A 19,725-nucleotide genomic window follows, 5' to 3' on the forward strand; every position below is an offset into this window, starting at 1 on the left:
AGCAACCTATCGTAAATGCTACTCTAGTAGGTTTAGTAATGTTAAGTCTATCGTTGCTTGAGTTTGCCTAGAACTATATATCCTACTAAGATATTTTATCGAGTTGTCCGCCAAACTTTGTTACACTATTCTATACCTGTCCATTTTATATCTGCATGTTCGTTAATGAAATTCAATTTACCATTCATAAAGCACTTGTATCATTATGACCTCTGTTAAAGACGCTAGTAAAGAAGTTGTTACTAACCCAAATTCAGACGCTTTAGAAGCCTCTGAAATTTCAACTGTGGTGGTGCAACAAAGAAAAATATTGGCATTAATGGGGTTGGATATATGGGTAAATAGAGAACGCGCTACACGAGTGGTAGATTATTATGAGTTTGCTGTGCATCATCACAATAGTTCTATCTTGGAGCAAACAAATAACGAGAATAGTGGGCGTACTTTAGATCAAGTATCTAATAAAGACTTCGAGGCAAATGCTTTCAAAGGTTTGGATGATAATCCTGTTAACCATACTGATATCAACACTGAAATCAACACGGTTATCAACGCTCAAATCGGCAATGAGATAAATATAGCAAACCCACAACAGTCTATTTCTACTGACAGGCATGTTATCGTAAATCAAGAGTTGCGCCATAATCCTATAAAAGTTATAAAGCAAACATTGAACATTGATGACGATAACAAAGATAACGACGATAACGAGGAGCTTGGAAGGGTAGTATCAGAACCTGACAAACCTCACTATGTCGCTAATTCTACTTTGAAACAGGTGGAAGCGTTTGAAATTATTGGTGCACATTATCATGATTGGGTCGTATTAATCGATACGAAGGTCTTGCAGAATGAAGCGGCCTTAAAATTGTGGGAAAATATAATTAATTCGCTTTCGCTCACGCCTCAACGTTTAAAATTCCCTATATGTGAAGGTATTAGTGATCAAGAGTCAGCCAATGCCAGTGTAGCCGGCTTTATATTTTGTTTGTCAAAAAGTGAACATGTGAACGTGGCCGCACTAACCCCTATGCCTCAAGGAACGTCACACAGCAACGTTCAAAGAGTACCTTATTTAATAGAAATGTTAGACAATAGTCTTCTCAAAAAAGAATTATGGCACAGGATTAATTATGCCGAAAATGATTCCAAAAATGACGCCAAAAGTAATGCCAAAGAGATTACTTCATCTTAACCATATCTAAATTCCTTATCCCTCTCTACGTCTTATTAGGAAAGTATATGAACGACAATCAGACATCTTCAATTGCTGAAAAAGCTAAAACTGTAGACACTCAAGTAAATCGCTTACATAATTTTTGTGCAGGTCCTGCGTCATTACCAACTGAAGTACTTATTAAAGCTCAGTCTGAAATGTTAGATTGGCATGGTAAGGGTGTTTCAATCATGGAGATGAGTCATAGAAGCTCGGATTATGTCAAAGTGGCTCAAAAAGCGGAGCAAAGTCTACGTCGTTTGATGCAAATACCCGACAACTATAAAGTTCTATTTTTACAAGGTGGCGCGACATTGCAGTTTTCGGCCATCCCCCTAAACTTACTCGCTAATTCATCGGATGCCTCTAATCCTGAACAAAAGATCAAGGCTGATTATTTAACCACCGGTGCATGGTCAAGCAAAGCTATAAAAGAAGCAAAGCGGTATGCTGCTCTTGGATTAGGTGAGATTAATGAGGTAGCAAGTAGTAAAGAGTCTAACTTTGTCACAGTACCTGATCGAAGTGATTGGCAATTGACTCAAGGTGCTCGATATTTTCACTATTGTGCGAATGAAACCATTCATGGTGTACAAATATTTGAACCGCCACAAGTAAATGCGCCTTTAGTTGCTGATATGTCATCATGTATTTTGTCTGAGCCTATTGATGTCTCTAAGTTTGGCTTAATCTATGCAGGCGCACAAAAAAATATTGGACCCGCAGGCTTAGTTATCGTCATTATCCGTGAAGAATTGATGGGGAAGGCTAGTGAATGGTGTCCGGCAGTGTTGGATTATAAAAATCAGGTCACAAAAGACTCTATGCTAAATACTCCCGCTACTTACTCATGGTATCTAGCGGGTCTTGTGTTTGAATGGTTAGAGGAGAAAGGGGGGCTGGCTCAGATGGCTAAGGTTAATCGTCAAAAAGCAGAGCTACTTTATCACACCATCGATGACAGCGATTTTTATATCAATAATGTAGACCCTAAGTACCGTTCAATTATGAATATACCTTTTACCTTAAAAGACAGTGATTTAGATGCTCAATTTTTGGAGCAAGCTGAGCAGGCAGGCTTACTCAACCTTAAAGGTCATCGTGATGTTGGTGGAATGCGCGCCAGTATTTATAATGCGGTTAGTCTCGATTCAGTACAGGCGCTATGTCGCTTTATGACTGACTTTGCCAATAAAAATCGCTAGGCCATATTAGGATTTTCCTTAATTTGTCTAGCAGTGGTAAAATCTTAAGGTGTCATGGGAGCAATGAATGAAAGTATGGTTAAGAAAATTAGATCCTAAGTTAGGTCTAGTTAGTGTCTTACTTTCTACTGTGTTTGTCAGTGTGACGCCTTATGCGACTGCCAAGCCCATTACAGTGACAGCCTTAGGACATAATGTAGAAGCCAGTTATATAGAGTCACCTTATTTACCGTATGCCAATCCGGATGCGCCAAAGGGTGGAACCTTTTCATTATCAGCGACAGGTACCTTTAATAGTGCCAATCCTTGGATGACGACTGGTGTACCGATGCGTGGAACTGAGTTTTTATACGATACCTTGATGACCGGCTCATTAAATGAGTCTTTTGTCATGTATCCACAATTGGCCAAGCAGGTTACCTTTGATCCTGAAGACACCAGTTGGATTATCTATGATATCAATCCAAAAGCGAAGTTTTGGGATGGAACGCCTGTCACAAGTGAGGATGTAAAAGCGACATTTGATGCTTTATTGAATAAGGGCGTGATGCACATACGCAGCTATCTTGCGGCCATTGATAGTGTTGAAGTATTAGATAAACAGCGTGTAAAGTTCCATTTCAAATCTAATGATAATAAAGAGATTCTTTTAACCGTCGGTCAATTTCCTATCTTTAAAAAAGAGTCCGTTGATAAAGATTTTGAAACGATCAGTTTAAAACCATTAATGGGGAGTGGACCTTATAAGTTAGCCCATGTAGAGCAGGGCCGAAGTGTACTCTATAAGCGAGATCCAAATTATTGGGGACGCAATGTCATGGCCAATAAAGGGCGCTTTAACTTCGATTTTATCAAGTACGTTTATTATGGCAGTGACGAAGTAGCGCTAGAAGGCTTCAAGGTAGGGCAGTACCATTTTAGGCAAGAAGGTTCAGCTCGAAAATGGGCAACTGCTTACAACTTTCCTGCAGCGAAAGCAGGAATGATTAGACAAGAATCGATCGCTATGAAAAATCCTGTGGTTATGCAGGCTGTGGTCATGAACTTAAGGCATAAGCTGTTTAAAGATATTAGAGTTAGACAGGCGTTAACAGACGCTTTTGATTTTGAGTTGATGAATAAAACATTATTTTATGGACAATACGAAAGGTTAGAGAGTTACTTTCATGGATCTGAGTTAGCAGCAACTGGCGTACCGTCTGCTAAAGAAAAACAAGTATTAGCACCCTTGTTGGCTAAACTTAATCCTATCCAAAGGCAAGCGGCCCTTACGGAGTGGCATCTGCCTAAGTCGGATGGTCATGGCTATCACCGTGACGCACTTTTACGGGCTCGCCAAAAGCTTTTGGACGCGGGTTTTTATTATGACAATATGCAGCTGTATCAAGCTAATGGTGAGCGTGCCAAAATTGAAGTCTTGATTTATGATGACAAAATGAGCCGGGTGCTGCTACCTTATGTGCGAAATTTAAAAAAACTTGGCTTTGACGCGTCTATTCGTCAGGTTGATTCACCGCAATATCTAGAACGCTTGCGCCGATTTGACTATGACATGATTGTCGCAGGATATCCACAAAGCTTATCTCCTGGTGCTGAGCAAAGCTATATGTGGGGGAGTGCAGCCGCTGACGAGCAAGGTAACCAAAACTATAGTGGTATCAAAAATGAGGCGGTAGATGCGCTTATATCCAAGATTATTTTGGCTGAAAATCGTGATGAGATTGTACTTTACACGAAGGTATTAGATCGGCTGCTACGTGCAGGTTATTACATGGTACCTATGTATGGGACCACTCAAACACGTGTAGTATATTGGGACCAATACCGTCATGTGAAAACCTTACCTGATAATGCTTTAGGGACAGATTATTGGTGGGTAGATAAGTCAGCTGAAACGAAAATACTAAAATATTTAAAACAGTAAGACCGTACAACTCCAATAGAACTTACCCCTATTTAAATTTATCATGACTGGGCATCTTTGATTCGCTTGTTGAATAGTAGTTGTAGAGGCTGTATAAATAATCCCAATCGCACAAACCATTTAAGTCTGTTTTTTCATAAAAGTCCTAAGTCAGTTAATTTAGAGTCTACAAACGTGACTATAATTATTTTAACTTAAAGTTTTAATTCATAATTTATCATTATAGGAAATTAAATGAGTTTAACGATTACCCCTATACCAGCCTTTGAAGACAATTATATCTGGGCATTGGTTAATGATAAAAATAAACAAGCCATAGTGATTGACCCGGGTCAAGCAGAGCCTGTAGATACTTATATACAAAAACATGGGCTAGAACTGACTGCAATATGGATCACCCATCATCACCATGACCATGTTGGAGGGGTAAGTGAGTTGCGAGAGCTTTATCCTCTGACTCATGTCGTCGCAAGCTCTGAGCATGGTGTGGATCCCGATCAGGTTGTGAAAGAGGGGAGCTCAGTGAATGCTTGGAGCTGTGCTGCTCAGGTATGGTCTGTACCAGGACATACTAAGTCGCACTTAGCTTATATTATGGACATTGACGGAGATAAACACGTCTTTTGCGGTGACACCTTGTTTAGTGCCGGCTGTGGACGCGTATTAAGTGGCACAATGGAGCAGCTGTTTGATAGCCTTAAACGTCTGAATGAGCTGCCTAAAAAAACCTTATTTTATCCTGCGCATGAATATACAGCAAATAATCTAAAGTTTGGTTTGACCATTGAACCTGAAAACGGTGTGATGAAACAAACGTTAGTGGAAGTCAGTTATTTAAGGGACATGAAAAAACCTACTTTACCTGTTACGTTGGCGCATGAAAGAGCAGTCAATGTATTTTTGCGCACAGAAGAGGGCACTGTCATTGATGGGGTGACAAGTAAGGTAGAGTTGCCAGATACGAAACCACTAACAGTATTTACGGCATTAAGAACACTTAAAGATAACTTTTAATAGGCATTTTAAAAGAAGATTTTAATAGCTGATAGCCTCTAATAGATAAGGATAAGCGTCATGGGTCGTTATATATTAAAACGTATATTGCTTATCTTTCCGACGTTATTTTTGATTCTACTGACCAACTTTATATTGGTCCAAGCTGCGCCAGGCGGTCCTGTTGAACAGCAAATTGCTCAAATTGAGCAGTCTCGGATTAGTGGTGAAGCCCCTGTAGCAAGTGGTGGCAATGGCGTTGCAACAGAGGGTGGATATCGTGGATCACGGGGTTTATCAGCGGAGATGGTAGAGGCTATTAAGGCGCAATATGGGTTTGACAGACCCCCGGCTGAGCGCTTTTGGCTTATGCTAAAAAGCTATGCCGTACTTGATTTTGGAGAGTCCTTTTTTAAGGGTAAACCTGTCACAGAGCTCATCATTGAGAAGCTGCCTGTCTCAATATCCCTCGGTTTATGGAGCACTCTCCTCATTTATTTAATCGCCATACCTTTGGGAATTTACAAAGCAATGCACAATGCGTCTGGGATAGATAAATTAACAGCGCTATTATTAGCAGTTGGTCATGCCGTGCCAGTCTTTGTATTTGGTGTCATCTTATTGGTGTTGTTCGCCGGCGGTAGCTATTGGCAAATCTTTCCATTGCAAGGCTTGGTATCGGAAAACTTTGATCAACTTTCCACACTCGCAAAAATAAAAGACTACTTTTGGCATTTAGCATTGCCATTATTGGCTAGTACAGTGGGGGGCTTCGCGGGATTGACCTATTTAACTAAATTTAGCTTTTTGGAAGAATTATCAAAACAATATGTATTAACAGCAAGAGCCAAAGGGCTGAGTGGCAATCAAGTATTGTATGGTCACGTTTTTCGTAATGCCATGCTCATTATTATTGCTGGTATTCCTGCGGCTATAGTGGGTATATTTTTCACTGGCAATTTTTTAATTGAAATTATCTTTAAACTAGATGGGCTGGGTCTACTGGGCTTCGAAGCCATTGTTCAACGAGACTATCCTGTCATATTTGGTACTTTATTTATATTTACACTGGTTGGATTATTGCTGCAGCTTATTAGCGATATAAGTTATCATCTTATCGATCCTCGTATTGACTTTGAGGGGCGATAAAGTATGTCATTCTCTCCTATCCCATCATTAAATCCTATTTGGCAGGCAAGACTCAATAGGTTCAAAAAAAATAAATTAGGGGTTATATCGCTAATACTTTTTGGCTTAGTGTTTTTTTTATGTATGGCCGCTAATTTTGTGGCGAATGATAAGCCCTTATGGGTGAGCTATGAAGGCGAGTTGTACTTTCCTGTTATAAAAGCGTATCCAGAGACTGCTTTTGGCGGTGTCTTTGAGACAGAAGCCGATTATAAGGATCCTGCTGTTAAGGCGCTGATTAACCAGCACGGTTATATGGTTATGCCGCTGATTGAGTTTGCTGATCAGACGCCAAGTGTTGAAATAGGCATGCCTTATCCTGCGCCACCTAACTCAAGTAATTGGCTTGGTACCGACGATACAGGACGTGATGTATTAGCCCGTATTTTATATGGGCTTCGTATTTCACTTTTATTCGGCTTAGCTTTAACCTTTGCGGGGTCTTTAATAGGTATCATATTAGGAGCATTGCAAGGGTATTTTGGCGGGTGGCTAGATCTAATTGGTCAGCGGATGATGGAAGTATGGTCGGGCCTTCCACAGCTTTTTATGATAATTATTTTAGTCAGCTTATTTAGCCCAAGTGTATGGATATTATTTGGGTTAATGCTACTATTTGGTTGGATGAGTTTGGTGGGATTGGTAAGGGCAGAGTTCTTGCGAGCGCGTAACTTCGATTATGTGCGAGCGGCTCGGAACCTTGGTGTGTCTGATACTCGTATCATGCTACGACATATTATGCCTAACGCTTTAGCATCAAGCTTATCGCAGTTGCCTTTTATCTTAACCGCCAATATTATTGCCTTAACCTCACTGGACTTTCTAGGATATGGACTACCCCCTGGTTCACCCTCCTTAGGGGAATTGATGAATCAAGGTAAAAATAACTTAGATGCACCGTGGCTCGCACTTTCTGCCTTTTTTAGCTTAACCATTGTTTTATCGCTATTAATCTTTATCGGAGAAGCATTGCGTGATGCTTTTGATCCAAGACGTTAATTATTGTAAACAAACTTAATTACTGTCTACTTTTTTATATATTAGATCCATACCTAATCTATATTTAAGAAAGCTACTGACAGCGGAAGCTTATCTCATATTCAAAATCGTCTTCACGGGATAAATTCGGTTTTCCAGTTCCAAGGACTACCCCTGCAATGGAACCCACTTGATCTATCATACGACCCGTACGCTCATCGAAAACACCATTGTACTTAAGATCATCTTCGATAACGATAACTTGACGCATACCACAGGTTTTCTTAGCATTGTCTAATGCACCTTGCTGCGCTTCAACCTTAGTTTTGCCGATACCCGTCGTCTCAAAAGTAGAGTCCGCTCTTTGAATGACAGGACCAGACGGGTTTGATTGGCATGCTGTTAATCCGATAGTTGCAGATATTAAAATTCCTAGAGCCGAAGATTGCATTGCCTTACGAGAAAGTGATAATGTCATTTTTAACCTCTAAATATATAAAATTATGTCGTTAGCCATCAGTCCCTAATGGTTAACTAAGCATTAAGTACTAAGATATCATGATAATGACGAAAAATACGACTGCTTAGAAGGTGGGCACCGCTATCTTAGTATAAAATGGTAGTACTTAGTATAAAATAGTAGTGTCACTAAAGCTTATACCGTTTAAAAGGGTTATGTTGATCTTGTTACCCGTATATTACAACAAAAGTATAAATGAAATCCGGTCTTTAAATTTATCCTATTTAATTCTAATGGGATATCATGCTTAATTAAGTTTAACGTACTTAGTTATTTTTGAACTACTTATTTATATTTATCCTACTTACTTATGTTTAACCGACTTAATCATTCTTAAATGTTATTAAAATAACAGACGTTAACCGATTATAACGCTTACTTTTGTTAATATGAGCGCGACACCTTTTAGCGCACTTTCATACGCTTGACAGTTTTTATGACTTAAAAAAATCCATAATTCAGATGTGACTACTATATGACCAAACAAACAGAAAAATTACTTATCGATGGGCCCGCTGGTAAGCTCGAAGTCGAAGCTTTATGGCAAAATGGTGATCCACAAGACCCTAATACTAAAGGGGTTGCTTTATTATGTCATCCTAACCCGCTTTATGATGGAACGATGAACAATAAAGTTGTCACAACCTTATTTCAGTTTGCTCGAGACGAAGGTATGCATGCTGTACGCTTTAACTTTCGAGGGGCAGGCAAGTCTACGGGTGAGCATGACTATGCTAAGGGTGAAATTGACGATGCCATGGCAGTACTACAATGGATCAGTGCGCAAACGCCAGCTAGAAAATTATGGTTAGGTGGTTTTTCTTTTGGGGGGTATGTGATAGCACGTGTGGCAGAGCAAGTATTAGTGACTCCTCATATATGGGGGCTTAGTGATATGGAAATTGCCAAAGTGGTTCTTATGGCGCCTTCCGTTGAGAATAATGATGCGTCAGATGTCATGTTACCAACTAAAAAAACACTTCAAATCTATGGCGATGAAGACCATGTCATTAAGCCAAGTGCGATGAAACAGTTTGCAGAGAGTAAAGATATAGAGACTCATATTGTCGAAGGTGCTGGTCACTTTTTTCATGGCCGGTTAACGGAAATAAAATCTTTACTAGAGCAATATGCACGTTAAACGTTATATCATGCCTATTATGCAAAAAATTATTTTAAAATTTAAAAAAATAACAACAAGTTATACACCTAGATTTAATTTAGAGACGTTACTTGTTGACCTTATACAATTAAAAATACTATTAAAAGTGATTGATCGAATATGAATAAAACTCCGTTACAGCGATACGAAGCCGCTATTGCTACTGATGAATTTAACGCTGACCCTATTCAGCATGAAGCCATGACCTATCTTGATGGCGTGTATCACCAATTGCTCGAAAATAATAAAGAAAAAAAAGGGATATTTAGTTTTTTAAAGTCAGACCCAGTCCCCCCAAAAGGCTTATATATGTGGGGCGGGGTAGGGCGTGGCAAAACATGGATGATGGACATGTTTTATGAGTCTATTCCTTTAAGGCGCAAGATGCGGATGCATTTCCATCATTTTATGCAGCGTGTCCATAAAGAGTTAAACAAATTACAGGGCAGTAGTGATCCTTTAGAAAAAGTGGCTGATATTATTCATGAAGAAGCAATACTTATTTGTTTTGATGAATTCTTCGTATCAAATGTATCCGACGCCATGATTTTAGGTGACTTGTTCACGATGTTATTTAGACGAGGAATTACCCTAGTCGCTACGTCAAATATCGAGCCTTCAGGATTATATAAAGATGGTCTGCATCGAGATCGTTTTATGCCAGCCATTCAAGAGCTTGAAAAACATACCACGGTAATGAATATAGATTCGGGTATCGACTATCGCTTACGTTTGTTGCAACAGGCAGAGCTTTATATCTATCCGCTAACTAAAGAGAACAGTCATTGGCTTGCTAACCGCTTTGCTACTATTGTCAATAATCAGAAAATTACCAAAGAGCCTATTATTATTAATGGTCGTGAAATTAAAGTGAATGCTCGAACCAATACCGTACTCTATTGTGATTTCCGCCAACTGTGTATGGAACCCAGATCAGCAAACGACTTTATTGAAATTGCCAATAATTTTACAACGGTATTGGTCGATAATGTGCCGGCATTATCTGATCTGCTGCGAGATCCTACTCGTCGGTTTATTTATTTAGTCGATGAGTTTTATGATCGCCGTGTAAAGCTGTTGGTGAGAGCGGAACAAAGTATTTTGGAGTTGTATCAGGGTGAGAAGCTTGCCTTTGAAATTGAGAGAACCCGTTCAAGATTATTAGAGATGCAATCTGAGGATTACTTAAAGCTTGAGCATCGTCTTGATTAGAGTGTATTGTTTATATTATGTTCAAATCATCATGTTCAATAAATTGTTATCACTTATTCCTATAAAAATGACCTATTGACTTTATTGATAGGTCATTTTTGTTTGGATAAACCCATTTAATAAATGACTTATCCATAACAGGTTCGATCAGGTTCATCACATCTAATGTCTGTAGCGTTTATAATTATTTCCCTATATAGGTTAATTTCAAGATAGGTTAACTTCAAGATTGTGTATAAGAAACCAAAATGCTAAATATTAACCTTCCTAGCTAATCATTCATAGTTAATAATGCTAAGCAAATAATAACTAGTTAACTATGGTATTGAACGCTACCTTGACTGATTTTTTGGGCGGTATATATTTAATATTCCAACGCAGAGATTTGTATTCTGAAAGGGGTATAGCAACCATCTTGCCATTGATCTTCCGCATCAAAGGTAAATCTTGGTAGTTGTAATAGTCAATTGAAGCTTGAGCGCTTGGCGGGAAGGCCTCACCTGTAAACTGAGTATTGGCAGGAATCGGTAAGGTAATCATCGTGTTTTGAAGCGAGGTATCCAAGGTATTACTATACGTTGCTTTATATTGAATAAGTGTGCCAACTTTTGCAGTATTAACAGGAATAAATACCTGATTACCTTGGTTATCCACCATAACTTTGCTGGCAGTTAGTGTCATTTTTAAAGCATCTTCAGCCATTGCTGGCAAAGGAAGAATGAACAATGAAAAGGTGCTACCCAAAACAATGGTTTGAAAAAAACACTTGACGGGCAGCGCTCTTGATAAAATATGACTGGAAAGGGGTACGAAGTTTATCAATGATTTTGGAGCCCTTTTAATTAATGCCCTTTTAATAGGTGTCCTTTTAATAAGCAGATCTTTGTTTAGCAGCTTTTCTTTTACAACACTCGAATCCAAAAGACAGGTTTTAATAACAACTGCCATAGTTAGCGATAAATTTAGCCGCATTGCCTTGCAAAATAGTGCCTTAATGAATAAGGCTTTGCTTGAATTGACTAGGGTCAAAATAAACTCCTTAATAGACTTGTTGTGAGCTTAGCGCTAATGAGTATTTAAACCTGTTACTGGTGGAGTTCTCATTTTTAAAATATTCATTAGACCCTTTACACTAATAAGCATCTACTACTGATTATATAATACCTTTTCTACAAAATAACCTATCGTTGTTAGACTCGGTCAGATTCACTGCACCGACTATTCATATCACAGTCGTCACACTCGACTATCTTCTATAGGTCAAATTTAGATTTGATATAGGTTTAAATATTAGACTAATAATCTTCTAACTCTCGAAAATATATACCAGTTCTAAATTAATAATATTATTTAGATCCTGCAGGATATTACAATAGGGCGTGTGGAACATTCGCAAATTAGCATCAGCCCTGAAAACGGATTAAGCAAAGCACTGCTTTGCCCGTTCGCAAGGCGAGAGCTATGCTCGAGTGAGGGCGGGACTCTTTTTTGCCAATATATGGCGGCTTTTAAAAATTTAGGGTTCTAACTTAGAATGACTAAGCGTAAAAAATTTCACTGCAAATTGACTAAAAAATAGTCTCCGCCAATGCCATGGTCGAATGTTCCACACGCCCTAATAAAACGTCCTCTTAATAAAAAGAACTGGCAGTGTATTAGGGTAACCCAACCTCAACAGTGCAATATTAATACCATATTTCATATTTTTCCGTGCACTATTTAGTATATAAATACAGATATCAACCCCATTTTATTTGAGAGATAGGTAACCATAATAAATAGCGTTATAATAAGCGCTACAAGTGTTAACTCATATTAAAGACGTTAAGTCTATATTATATATAAGTGAGTTTAAAGACATGCAAGGTAAAATGAATCTAAAATAAAATTAAAGGATATAAAATATGAATTATTATAATGATGCTGATCATACTGAAACTCAAGAGTGGCTTGATGCGTTTGAATCAGTTATTAAGCATACGGACAAGGAACGTGCCCAGTTTTTGCTTAAAGCATTGTATAACATGGCAGTACAAGAAGGATTACCTTTTAACCGTCTAGATACTGCCTATATAAATTCAATTCCTGTGGAAGATGAGCCTGTCTATCCAGGGGATTTAGGTATAGAGAGAAAAATTAGAGCGTTAGTGCGCTACAATGCATTGGCCATGGTGATGCGTGCCAATAAAAATGAAGATGACTTAGGCGGTCACTTAGCGACTTTTGCTTCTAGTGCTACCTTGTATGAAACGGGCTTTAACCATTTTTTCCGTGCAGCAAGTGATCATTTCGGCGGCGATATGATCTATTATCAAGGTCACTCAGCTCCAGGTATCTATGCCCGTTCTTATTTAGAAGGTCGTCTTACTGAAGAGCAATTAGAAAACTTTCGACGCGAAGTGGGTGGTAAGGGCTTATCAAGCTACCCCCATCCTTATTTAATGCCTGACTATTGGCAGTTTCCTACTGTTTCAATGGGTTTAGGTCCTATCATGTCAATTTATCATGCTCACGTCCATAACTATATGATAAATAGAGGTCTGCTTGAGGAGGAAGGTCGTAAGATTTGGGCATTCTTAGGAGATGGCGAAACTGACGAGCCAGAAAGTCTAGGGGCAATCTCCTTGGCAGGTCGTGAAAAACTTGACAACCTAATATGGGTCGTCAACTGTAATTTACAGCGTCTTGATGGTCCAGTCCGTGGTAATGGTAAGATTATTCAAGAGCTTGAGTCTGTATTCCGTGGTGCTGGGTGGCGAGTCATAAAAGTCATCTGGGGCGGTCGATGGGACAGTCTATTGGATAAAGATCATTCAGGTGCCCTAAAAAGACGCATGGCTGAAACGGTTGATGGTGAATATCAGCTGTATGAAGCTAGGGATGGAAGCTTTGCTCGTGAAGAGTTTTTTGGTAAGTATCCCGAATTGGCTAAAATGACAAAAGAGTTAACGGATGAAGACATACAAAGACTTAACCGCGGTGGACATGACCCGATCAAGGTATATGCAGCATTTAGTGAGGCGATGAAAACCAAAGGTCAGCCGACAGTTATTCTGGTTAAGACGGTTAAAGGATACGGACTATCGTCTCAGGCCCAAGCGGTTAATAAAGCGCATCAAATTAAAAAACTTGATAAAGAAGGCTTGCAGTATTTCCGCGATCGATTTGATTTGCCATTTAGTGATGAAGAATTAGAAACCCTACCATTTTATAAACCCGCTGAAAACTCGCCTGAAATGAAGTATTTACGGGGTCGCCGTGAGTCATTAGGGGGTCATTTACCGAATAGACGTAGTGGACATATTCCGCTAAATATTCCTGATTTATCTATTTTTGATAAGGTATTGCAAGGCAGTAACGGTAAGAAGCAGTCTACTACCATGGTATTTGTTCGCTTACTTGCTGCTATGCTCAAAAATAAAGATATTCAAGATCGCGTCGTGCCGATAGTACCCGATGAAGCCCGTACTTTTGGTCTAGAAGGGTTGTTCCGTCAGCTTGGTATTTATTCGTCTGCTGGCCAAAAATATACCCCTGAGGATAATGAGGCTTTAATGGGCTATAAAGAAGCCCAAGATGGACATATGCTTGAAGAAGGCATTAACGAAGCAGGCGCTATGAGTGCTTGGATTGCGCTAGCCACCAGCTATTCGACCAACGCTTTGCCGATGATACCGCTTTATATTTACTATTCAATGTTTGGATTTCAACGTGTCGGTGATCTTGCTTGGGCGGCAGGCGACTGTCAGGCTCAAGGCTTCTTATTAGGCGGGACTGCTGGTCGTACTACTTTAAACGGTGAAGGACTGCAACATCAAGACGGTCATTCGCATATACTATTCGGCACAGTGCCCAACTGTGTTAGTTATGACCCATGTTACGGCTATGAATTGGCTGTTATTATTCATGATGGCTTACGCCGTATGTATGCTGAAGGTGAGCGCATTTATTACTATATTACTTTAATGAATGAAAATTACGAACAGCCTGCTATGCCTGAAGGTGTGGAAGAAGGTATAAAACGGGGTATGTATTTGTTAGAAGACAATAGTCAACATCAAGCCAGCGCTCATGTTCAACTATTAGGTTCAGGCACAATATTACGCGAAGTACAAAAAGCGGCTCAGATATTATTCGAAGAGTTTAATGTTAGTGCAAATGTCTGGAGCGTCACCAGCTTTAATGAGCTCACTCGTGATGGAATGGCATGTGATGACTACAATCGCTTACACCCAATGGATGAAGAAAAGGTGCCATGGGTAACTGAGCAGTTGGCTAAGCACGATGGTGTTATCGTAGCTGCGACAGATTATATGCGCAATTATTCTGAGCAAATTAGAGGTTGGTTGCCAGACAATCGTCCTTATTCTACATTAGGTACAGATGGCTATGGACGCTCTGATAGCCGTGCTCAATTACGCAATTTTTTCCATGTCAACGCTGAACATATCGTTGTAGCGACCTTAAAACGTCTGGCAGATGAAGGGGAAGTTGAAATGCGTTTGGTTAAAGATGCCATCACCAGTCTCGGTATTGATATTGATCAACCCCCTGCTTGGCAGCCCCAGCCTCAATATGATCATTTCCCTGATGCTCCAGCTCCAGAGAATATTAATCCAAATCCAGTACCAGAGATTGATGAAGAAGATGATGACGAGATTAGAGATGAAGGACGCGCTGAAGATTCATTTGATGCTAAGTTCTTAAATGACAATGATGTTGATGAATAGAAACTATTTTATAAACGATGATATCTATTTCAATCAATCAATTAATAATCAGTAAATTAAGAATCAATATTCAAATAAATACTAATCTAAGAATCTCGAATCTAAAAATAATAAAAGCTGGAGAATAAACATGGAAATTAAAACCCCAGATTTAGGCGTTGAAAGCGCCGAAGTCAGTGAGATAATGGTCTCAGTAGGTGACAAGATCACTGAAGATGATAATATAGTTTTGCTTGAGTCTGATAAGGCGTCAGTTGAAGTCCCTAGTTCAGCCAGTGGTACCGTAACTAAAATTTCGGTTTCAGTGGGTGATACAGTATCAGAAGGTTCCGTATTGATTGAGCTTGACGCTGATGTAGAGGGGGACAACTCATCTAATACTGATGCTAACAGTGCCAATCCTGAGTCTTCTCAATCTCAACAGTCTGACATCCAAAAGTCAGACAATCAAAAGTTAGACAACCAACAATCCAATGCTGATGCAGCACAGCGTCAAGCAACAGAACAGCAACAGGATGATAGTGACCAAACTTCAAAAGAGTCGTCTAATGACCGTTCAGAATCTCGTCAATCAGAGGCCACCTCAACAACCTACCCATTACCTGATTTAGGGGTAGAGGAGGCTGAAGTCGCTGAAGTAATGGTCGAAGTGGGTGATGAAATTGACGCTGAACAGTCCCTACTTTTGATTGAATCAGACAAAGCATCCGTTGAAGTGCCTTCACCGGTATCAGGCATTGTCGAAAAGCTATTGGTAAAAGCGGGTGATACGGTTGCTAATGGGCAAGATTTTATTGTGATTAAGGGTACTAAGGGCAGTGATAATACCCGCTCTAAAAAGCAGTCACAAGGAAACGATGGCGCCGCGTCCAACAACGACGATGACAATGCTACTTCTGGTAATAATAGCTCTGACCAACAAAGTGATCGTCAAGCTAAAGCCTCGCAAAGTGATACGAATAAAGTTAATGCAAAATCGTCGGATAATCATGGTGCAAATAACCAAGATTCATCTAAATTAAGTGAGTCTGAGGTAAATTCTAAATTAGCTGATGTCTATGCAGGTCCTGCAGTTCGTAAAATGGCGCGTCAACTTGGGGTTGATATCTCCCAAGTCAAAGGCTCAGCGATTAATCAACGTATTGTTAAAGAAGATATTTTTGACTTTGTAAAATCACGTTTGGGTGCAGTGTCTAGTGCTTCAAGTGCTCCCTCTAAAGCAGCTGTCTCTGGTCTACCTAACTTACCTGACATGAGTAATTCGGAGATTTGGGGCAATATTGAAACTCAAGATTTAAGCCGTCTACAAAAGGTCTCTATCCCTCAGCTAAACTACAATACCTATCTTCCTCAAGTTACTCAGTTTGATTTATCTGATATAACTGAAACTGAAACGTTACGAAAAGCGCTTAAAGCAGAGTTTAAGGCGGAAGGTATTGGTTTAACGATTTTAGCATTTATTGTTAAAGCAACCGCCTATGCCTTAATGCAATATCCAAGGTTTAACAGTCATCTTAGTGACGATAATACTCAGATTCATATCAGACAAACTGTCAACATGGGTATTGCGGTGGCCACAGACGATGGGTTGATAGTTCCAGTTATTAAAAATGCTCAAGATAAAGGTATTAAGCAAATCGCTATTGAAATTGGCGAGTTGGCTGCTAAGGCTCGGGATAAGAAACTAGGTACTAAGGATCTTCAAGGGGCAAGCTTTACCATTTCAAGTCAAGGTAACCTTGGTGGGACATACTTCACACCCTTGGTAAATTGGCCTCAAGTTGGCATTTTAGGCGTCTCTGAAGCTTCTATGCAGCCTCGATGGAATGAAGAGTCACAAAACTTTGAACCACGATTGATGTTACCTTTGTCCCTATCGTATGATCATAGAGTCATCAATGGTGCCGATGCAGCAGTATTTACGCGCTACATTGCTAAGCTGTTGGCAGATCCTAGACGTATTTTAATTTGATAGTCAGATTCTGAGTTATAGACAGGTTATGATTTAATTCATAAACGATAATAAAGCCTAACCTATATACTATTAAGCTTTCAACTGTCTATCAGTTTGAAAGCTTTTTTAGTTTTACCACGCCTGTTATTTTAATTATTTTAAACCCGAATAGTATAACGATAAACTGTACTCTATAATAATATGACCTGAGTCTTTAAGAAATAAAAGCCATTATGATTAATAGTAAGATATATAAGCAACTTCGAGCAAAGACTTTCGATATTATTGAGAATGAGTTATATCAATCCCATTTAAGTAAATTTGTCGATAAGTTTTTAATTCTTCTCATTATACTAAATGTCTCTGCGGTAATAGCGGAGTCTGTAGATCGATGGTATTTTCCAAATCAGCATTTATTTGCTGCCTTTGAAGATTTATCGATTGTGATTTTCTCTTTAGAGTACATATTAAGACTTTGGTCCATTGCGGAACGTGACACAGGAGTGTATCAAAACAAATCTAACTGGAGAAAGCGTTGGATTTGGGTGAGAAGTCCTGGTGCAATCATTGATTTAATATCAATCGTACCTGCTTTTTTAAATTTCTTCTTGACAGTCGATCTGCGTTTTTTAAGGGTATTAAGGCTATTCAGACTGCTGAAGTTGACCCGCTACTTTGCGGCGATGCGAATTTTGCTGGTCGTACTTCATAAAGAAAAAGAATCTTTCAAAGCGGTCATTTTTATTCTTATAATTATGATAGTAACGGCTTCGAGCGGTATTTATGTGGTTGAGAATCAGGCTCAGCCAGAAGTGTTTGAGTCTATTCCTAAGTCTATGTGGTGGGCAGTCGTCACTTTAACCACCGTAGGCTATGGAGACGTGATTCCAGTAACGACCTTAGGTAAGTTTTTGGGTGCCGTGATTACTATATTAGGCGTAGGTTTAGCGGCGTTACCTGCTGGTATCTTAGCGTCAGGATTGGCGTCTGAGCTTGAGCAAAGACGAGAGCAGATGGAGCAAAGATTTCTTGAGTTACTGCTTGAGGATGAACACATGGATCTTATTAAGGATAGATACAAAGTGGATAAAGTTAGACGTGAGCTGGGACTTACGAAAGAACAAGCAGATGAGGTAATTTTGCAGTTACTCAGAGAAAAAGAGTATGAAGAGAGAATCGCTGAAATTGATAAGAAGAATTATTGCCCACACTGTGGTGAACATTTGTAATAGCAGTGCTTAAATGACCGTATTTAAAACTTCAGTCTTCAAAACTATAGTTGGCAAGCGTAGAACCTGTATTAACTCCATATCTTTGGATGTTTTGCTTAAATAAACCCTCTATTGGAACAGTGCTATACAAAAATAGGATTAAACAGAAGGTGTGTCTAATCCTATTTTTTTTAGCTTAACTTTTACTTTATCTTTTAGCTTAAAGGTGCCCCATGTAGTCTCATTTTATGTTAGAAGCAACTGGTTAGGTAGGGCGAAATGAAGTCGTTCAGCAGATATGTTAAGTATGGGTTGTTTAGATCAATGACGATTTAACATTAAGGAATTAAACATATTGTCGTTATACATATTGTCGTTATACATATTGGTGTTATTCATATTGGTGTTATACATATAGACGAGATAGCTCATGCGATACTTGCTGCGTCATTTCTTCCATTTTAGGACTGTTTAAACGAAGTTCTTTTATTGTTAGTCGCCATTCACCCAGTTCTCGACTTAATATCGCCAAACATAAAGCAGAGCTATCGTGATTTAGGAGGGTTAAATCTGAGCTAAATACTTCATTGCCTTCATCATCGCTGATATAGACGTTGCCTCGTTCCACAGATTTTAAAGGATAGTCATAGTACGAAGAGAGTAATAGCGCAATATGAGAGACAGTTTCTGGCAGGCGTGATAATCGTAACTCGATCGTTTCCACATCTACATTGCGGTCTAATTCAGCAGAGGCGCCTCTGTCTTTACCATTTAAGCTATCCCCTTGATGGCGAATAGCGGAAGACTCATCTCTTAGTTGTTTAAACCAGACAGTATCTACAACTTGTCGGTTTTTGTCATAAAGCACACATGATAAATCTATATCGAGCGTTTGTTTATTACCTTTAAGTCGATTAATTAACCCCTTTTTTTGGATTTTAGTATATTTAAAATTTAGTCCAAATAATAATGTGCTGCCTTGTATCGGCAACTCACTAAGTAGGTTTGATTTAGCGATACTGTTATCTACAAATGAGGGGGGATTAGGATCACTAAGGTCAACCGTTTTAGCTGTAGAGGTGGATGTAGAGGCCAAATGAAACTCCTAGTGGTTAATGACTTAAAACATATCAAATCTGAAATGAAACTATCTCATCGCTAAGTTAGGTTAGACACGCTAAACCAATTAGATGTCGTATTAATAATCATCTAATAAGGGGTTTAATTTTAGATTTGATATAGTATGAGTTTGTAAATAGGGGGCTGCTAAAGATTATAGCATTATAGAAGTGATTTAAATAATAGCTTAGAGACTATTTTTTCACCAAACAGTATTTTTGCACCTAATCTCTGCCGTTAAGAAGTTGTCAAAGAGTCATTTAAGATATATCAATCGTCGTCAAGGTCTTCGGCTTTAACCCGTCTTAGATAG

14 protein-coding genes are annotated in these 19,725 nt (G+C 39.1%); 11 read left to right on the plus strand and 3 right to left on the minus strand.

Annotated features, from left to right (window positions below; all coding sequences use genetic code 11):
* Positions 1-205 precede the first annotated feature (205 nt).
* The 6 genes from AC21OG_RS10370 (at position 206) to AC21OG_RS10395 (ending at position 7,525) form a co-directional block, all read left to right on the plus strand.
* Positions 206-1,195 (plus strand): hypothetical protein, encoded by a 990-nt coding sequence (locus AC21OG_RS10370; protein ID WP_487376528.1) that lies wholly within the window; start codon positions 206-208, stop codon positions 1,193-1,195.
* 47 nt (positions 1,196-1,242) lie between these two features.
* On the plus strand, positions 1,243-2,421 hold the full coding sequence (serC, locus tag AC21OG_RS10375) for a 3-phosphoserine/phosphohydroxythreonine transaminase (RefSeq protein ID WP_487376529.1): 1,179 nt from the start codon (positions 1,243-1,245) through the stop codon (positions 2,419-2,421).
* A gap of 67 nt (positions 2,422-2,488) precedes the next feature.
* Positions 2,489-4,345, plus strand: coding sequence for an extracellular solute-binding protein (locus tag AC21OG_RS10380; protein ID WP_487376530.1), 1,857 nt, complete (start codon positions 2,489-2,491; stop codon positions 4,343-4,345).
* A gap of 234 nt (positions 4,346-4,579) precedes the next feature.
* Positions 4,580-5,359: a hydroxyacylglutathione hydrolase gene (gene gloB / locus AC21OG_RS10385; RefSeq protein WP_486547165.1), complete on the plus strand. Its 780-nt coding sequence runs from the start codon at positions 4,580-4,582 to the stop codon at positions 5,357-5,359.
* 60 nt (positions 5,360-5,419) lie between these two features.
* Positions 5,420-6,487: a microcin C ABC transporter permease YejB gene (locus AC21OG_RS10390; protein ID WP_487376532.1), complete on the plus strand. Its 1,068-nt coding sequence runs from the start codon at positions 5,420-5,422 to the stop codon at positions 6,485-6,487.
* A gap of 3 nt (positions 6,488-6,490) precedes the next feature.
* Positions 6,491-7,525: an ABC transporter permease gene (locus tag AC21OG_RS10395; protein WP_487376534.1), complete on the plus strand. Its 1,035-nt coding sequence runs from the start codon at positions 6,491-6,493 to the stop codon at positions 7,523-7,525.
* Positions 7,526-7,598: 73 nt separating this feature from the next.
* Here the strand turns inward: AC21OG_RS10395 and AC21OG_RS10400 are convergent, their stop codons facing one another.
* Positions 7,599-7,982: a hypothetical protein gene (locus AC21OG_RS10400; protein WP_486547162.1), complete on the minus strand. Its 384-nt coding sequence runs from the start codon at positions 7,980-7,982 to the stop codon at positions 7,599-7,601.
* 517 nt (positions 7,983-8,499) lie between these two features.
* On the opposite strand from AC21OG_RS10400, the gene AC21OG_RS10405 reads away from it, so the two are divergent.
* On the plus strand, positions 8,500-9,165 hold the full coding sequence (locus AC21OG_RS10405; protein ID WP_487376536.1) for an alpha/beta hydrolase: 666 nt from the start codon (positions 8,500-8,502) through the stop codon (positions 9,163-9,165).
* Between the two features lie 141 nt (positions 9,166-9,306).
* Positions 9,307-10,398: a cell division protein ZapE gene (gene zapE, locus AC21OG_RS10410; RefSeq protein ID WP_487376537.1), complete on the plus strand. Its 1,092-nt coding sequence runs from the start codon at positions 9,307-9,309 to the stop codon at positions 10,396-10,398.
* Positions 10,399-10,707: 309 nt separating this feature from the next.
* Here zapE and AC21OG_RS10415 read toward each other — a convergent pair whose 3' ends face one another.
* On the minus strand, positions 10,708-11,427 hold the full coding sequence (locus AC21OG_RS10415) for a hypothetical protein (RefSeq protein ID WP_487376539.1): 720 nt from the start codon (positions 11,425-11,427) through the stop codon (positions 10,708-10,710).
* Positions 11,428-12,302: 875 nt separating this feature from the next.
* On the opposite strand from AC21OG_RS10415, the gene aceE reads away from it, so the two are divergent.
* The 3 genes from aceE to AC21OG_RS10430 all read left to right on the plus strand — a co-directional run bounded on the left by aceE (position 12,303) and on the right by AC21OG_RS10430 (position 18,311).
* Positions 12,303-15,128 (plus strand): pyruvate dehydrogenase (acetyl-transferring), homodimeric type, encoded by a 2,826-nt coding sequence (aceE, locus tag AC21OG_RS10420; protein ID WP_487376540.1) that lies wholly within the window; start codon positions 12,303-12,305, stop codon positions 15,126-15,128.
* A gap of 130 nt (positions 15,129-15,258) precedes the next feature.
* A complete protein-coding gene (locus tag AC21OG_RS10425) occupies positions 15,259-17,100 on the plus strand; it encodes a 2-oxo acid dehydrogenase subunit E2 (RefSeq protein ID WP_487376541.1) in 1,842 nt (613 codons plus the stop codon).
* A gap of 215 nt (positions 17,101-17,315) precedes the next feature.
* Positions 17,316-18,311, plus strand: coding sequence for an ion transporter (locus AC21OG_RS10430; protein WP_486547156.1), 996 nt, complete (start codon positions 17,316-17,318; stop codon positions 18,309-18,311).
* A 388-nt stretch (positions 18,312-18,699) separates the two neighbouring features.
* Here AC21OG_RS10430 and AC21OG_RS10435 read toward each other — a convergent pair whose 3' ends face one another.
* Positions 18,700-19,389, minus strand: a complete 690-nt coding sequence (locus AC21OG_RS10435) for a TerD family protein (protein ID WP_487376543.1) — start codon at positions 19,387-19,389, stop codon at positions 18,700-18,702.
* Between the last annotated feature and the right edge of the window lie 336 nt (positions 19,390-19,725).

It is taken from the genome of Psychrobacter sp. CX5 (assembly GCF_057621535.2).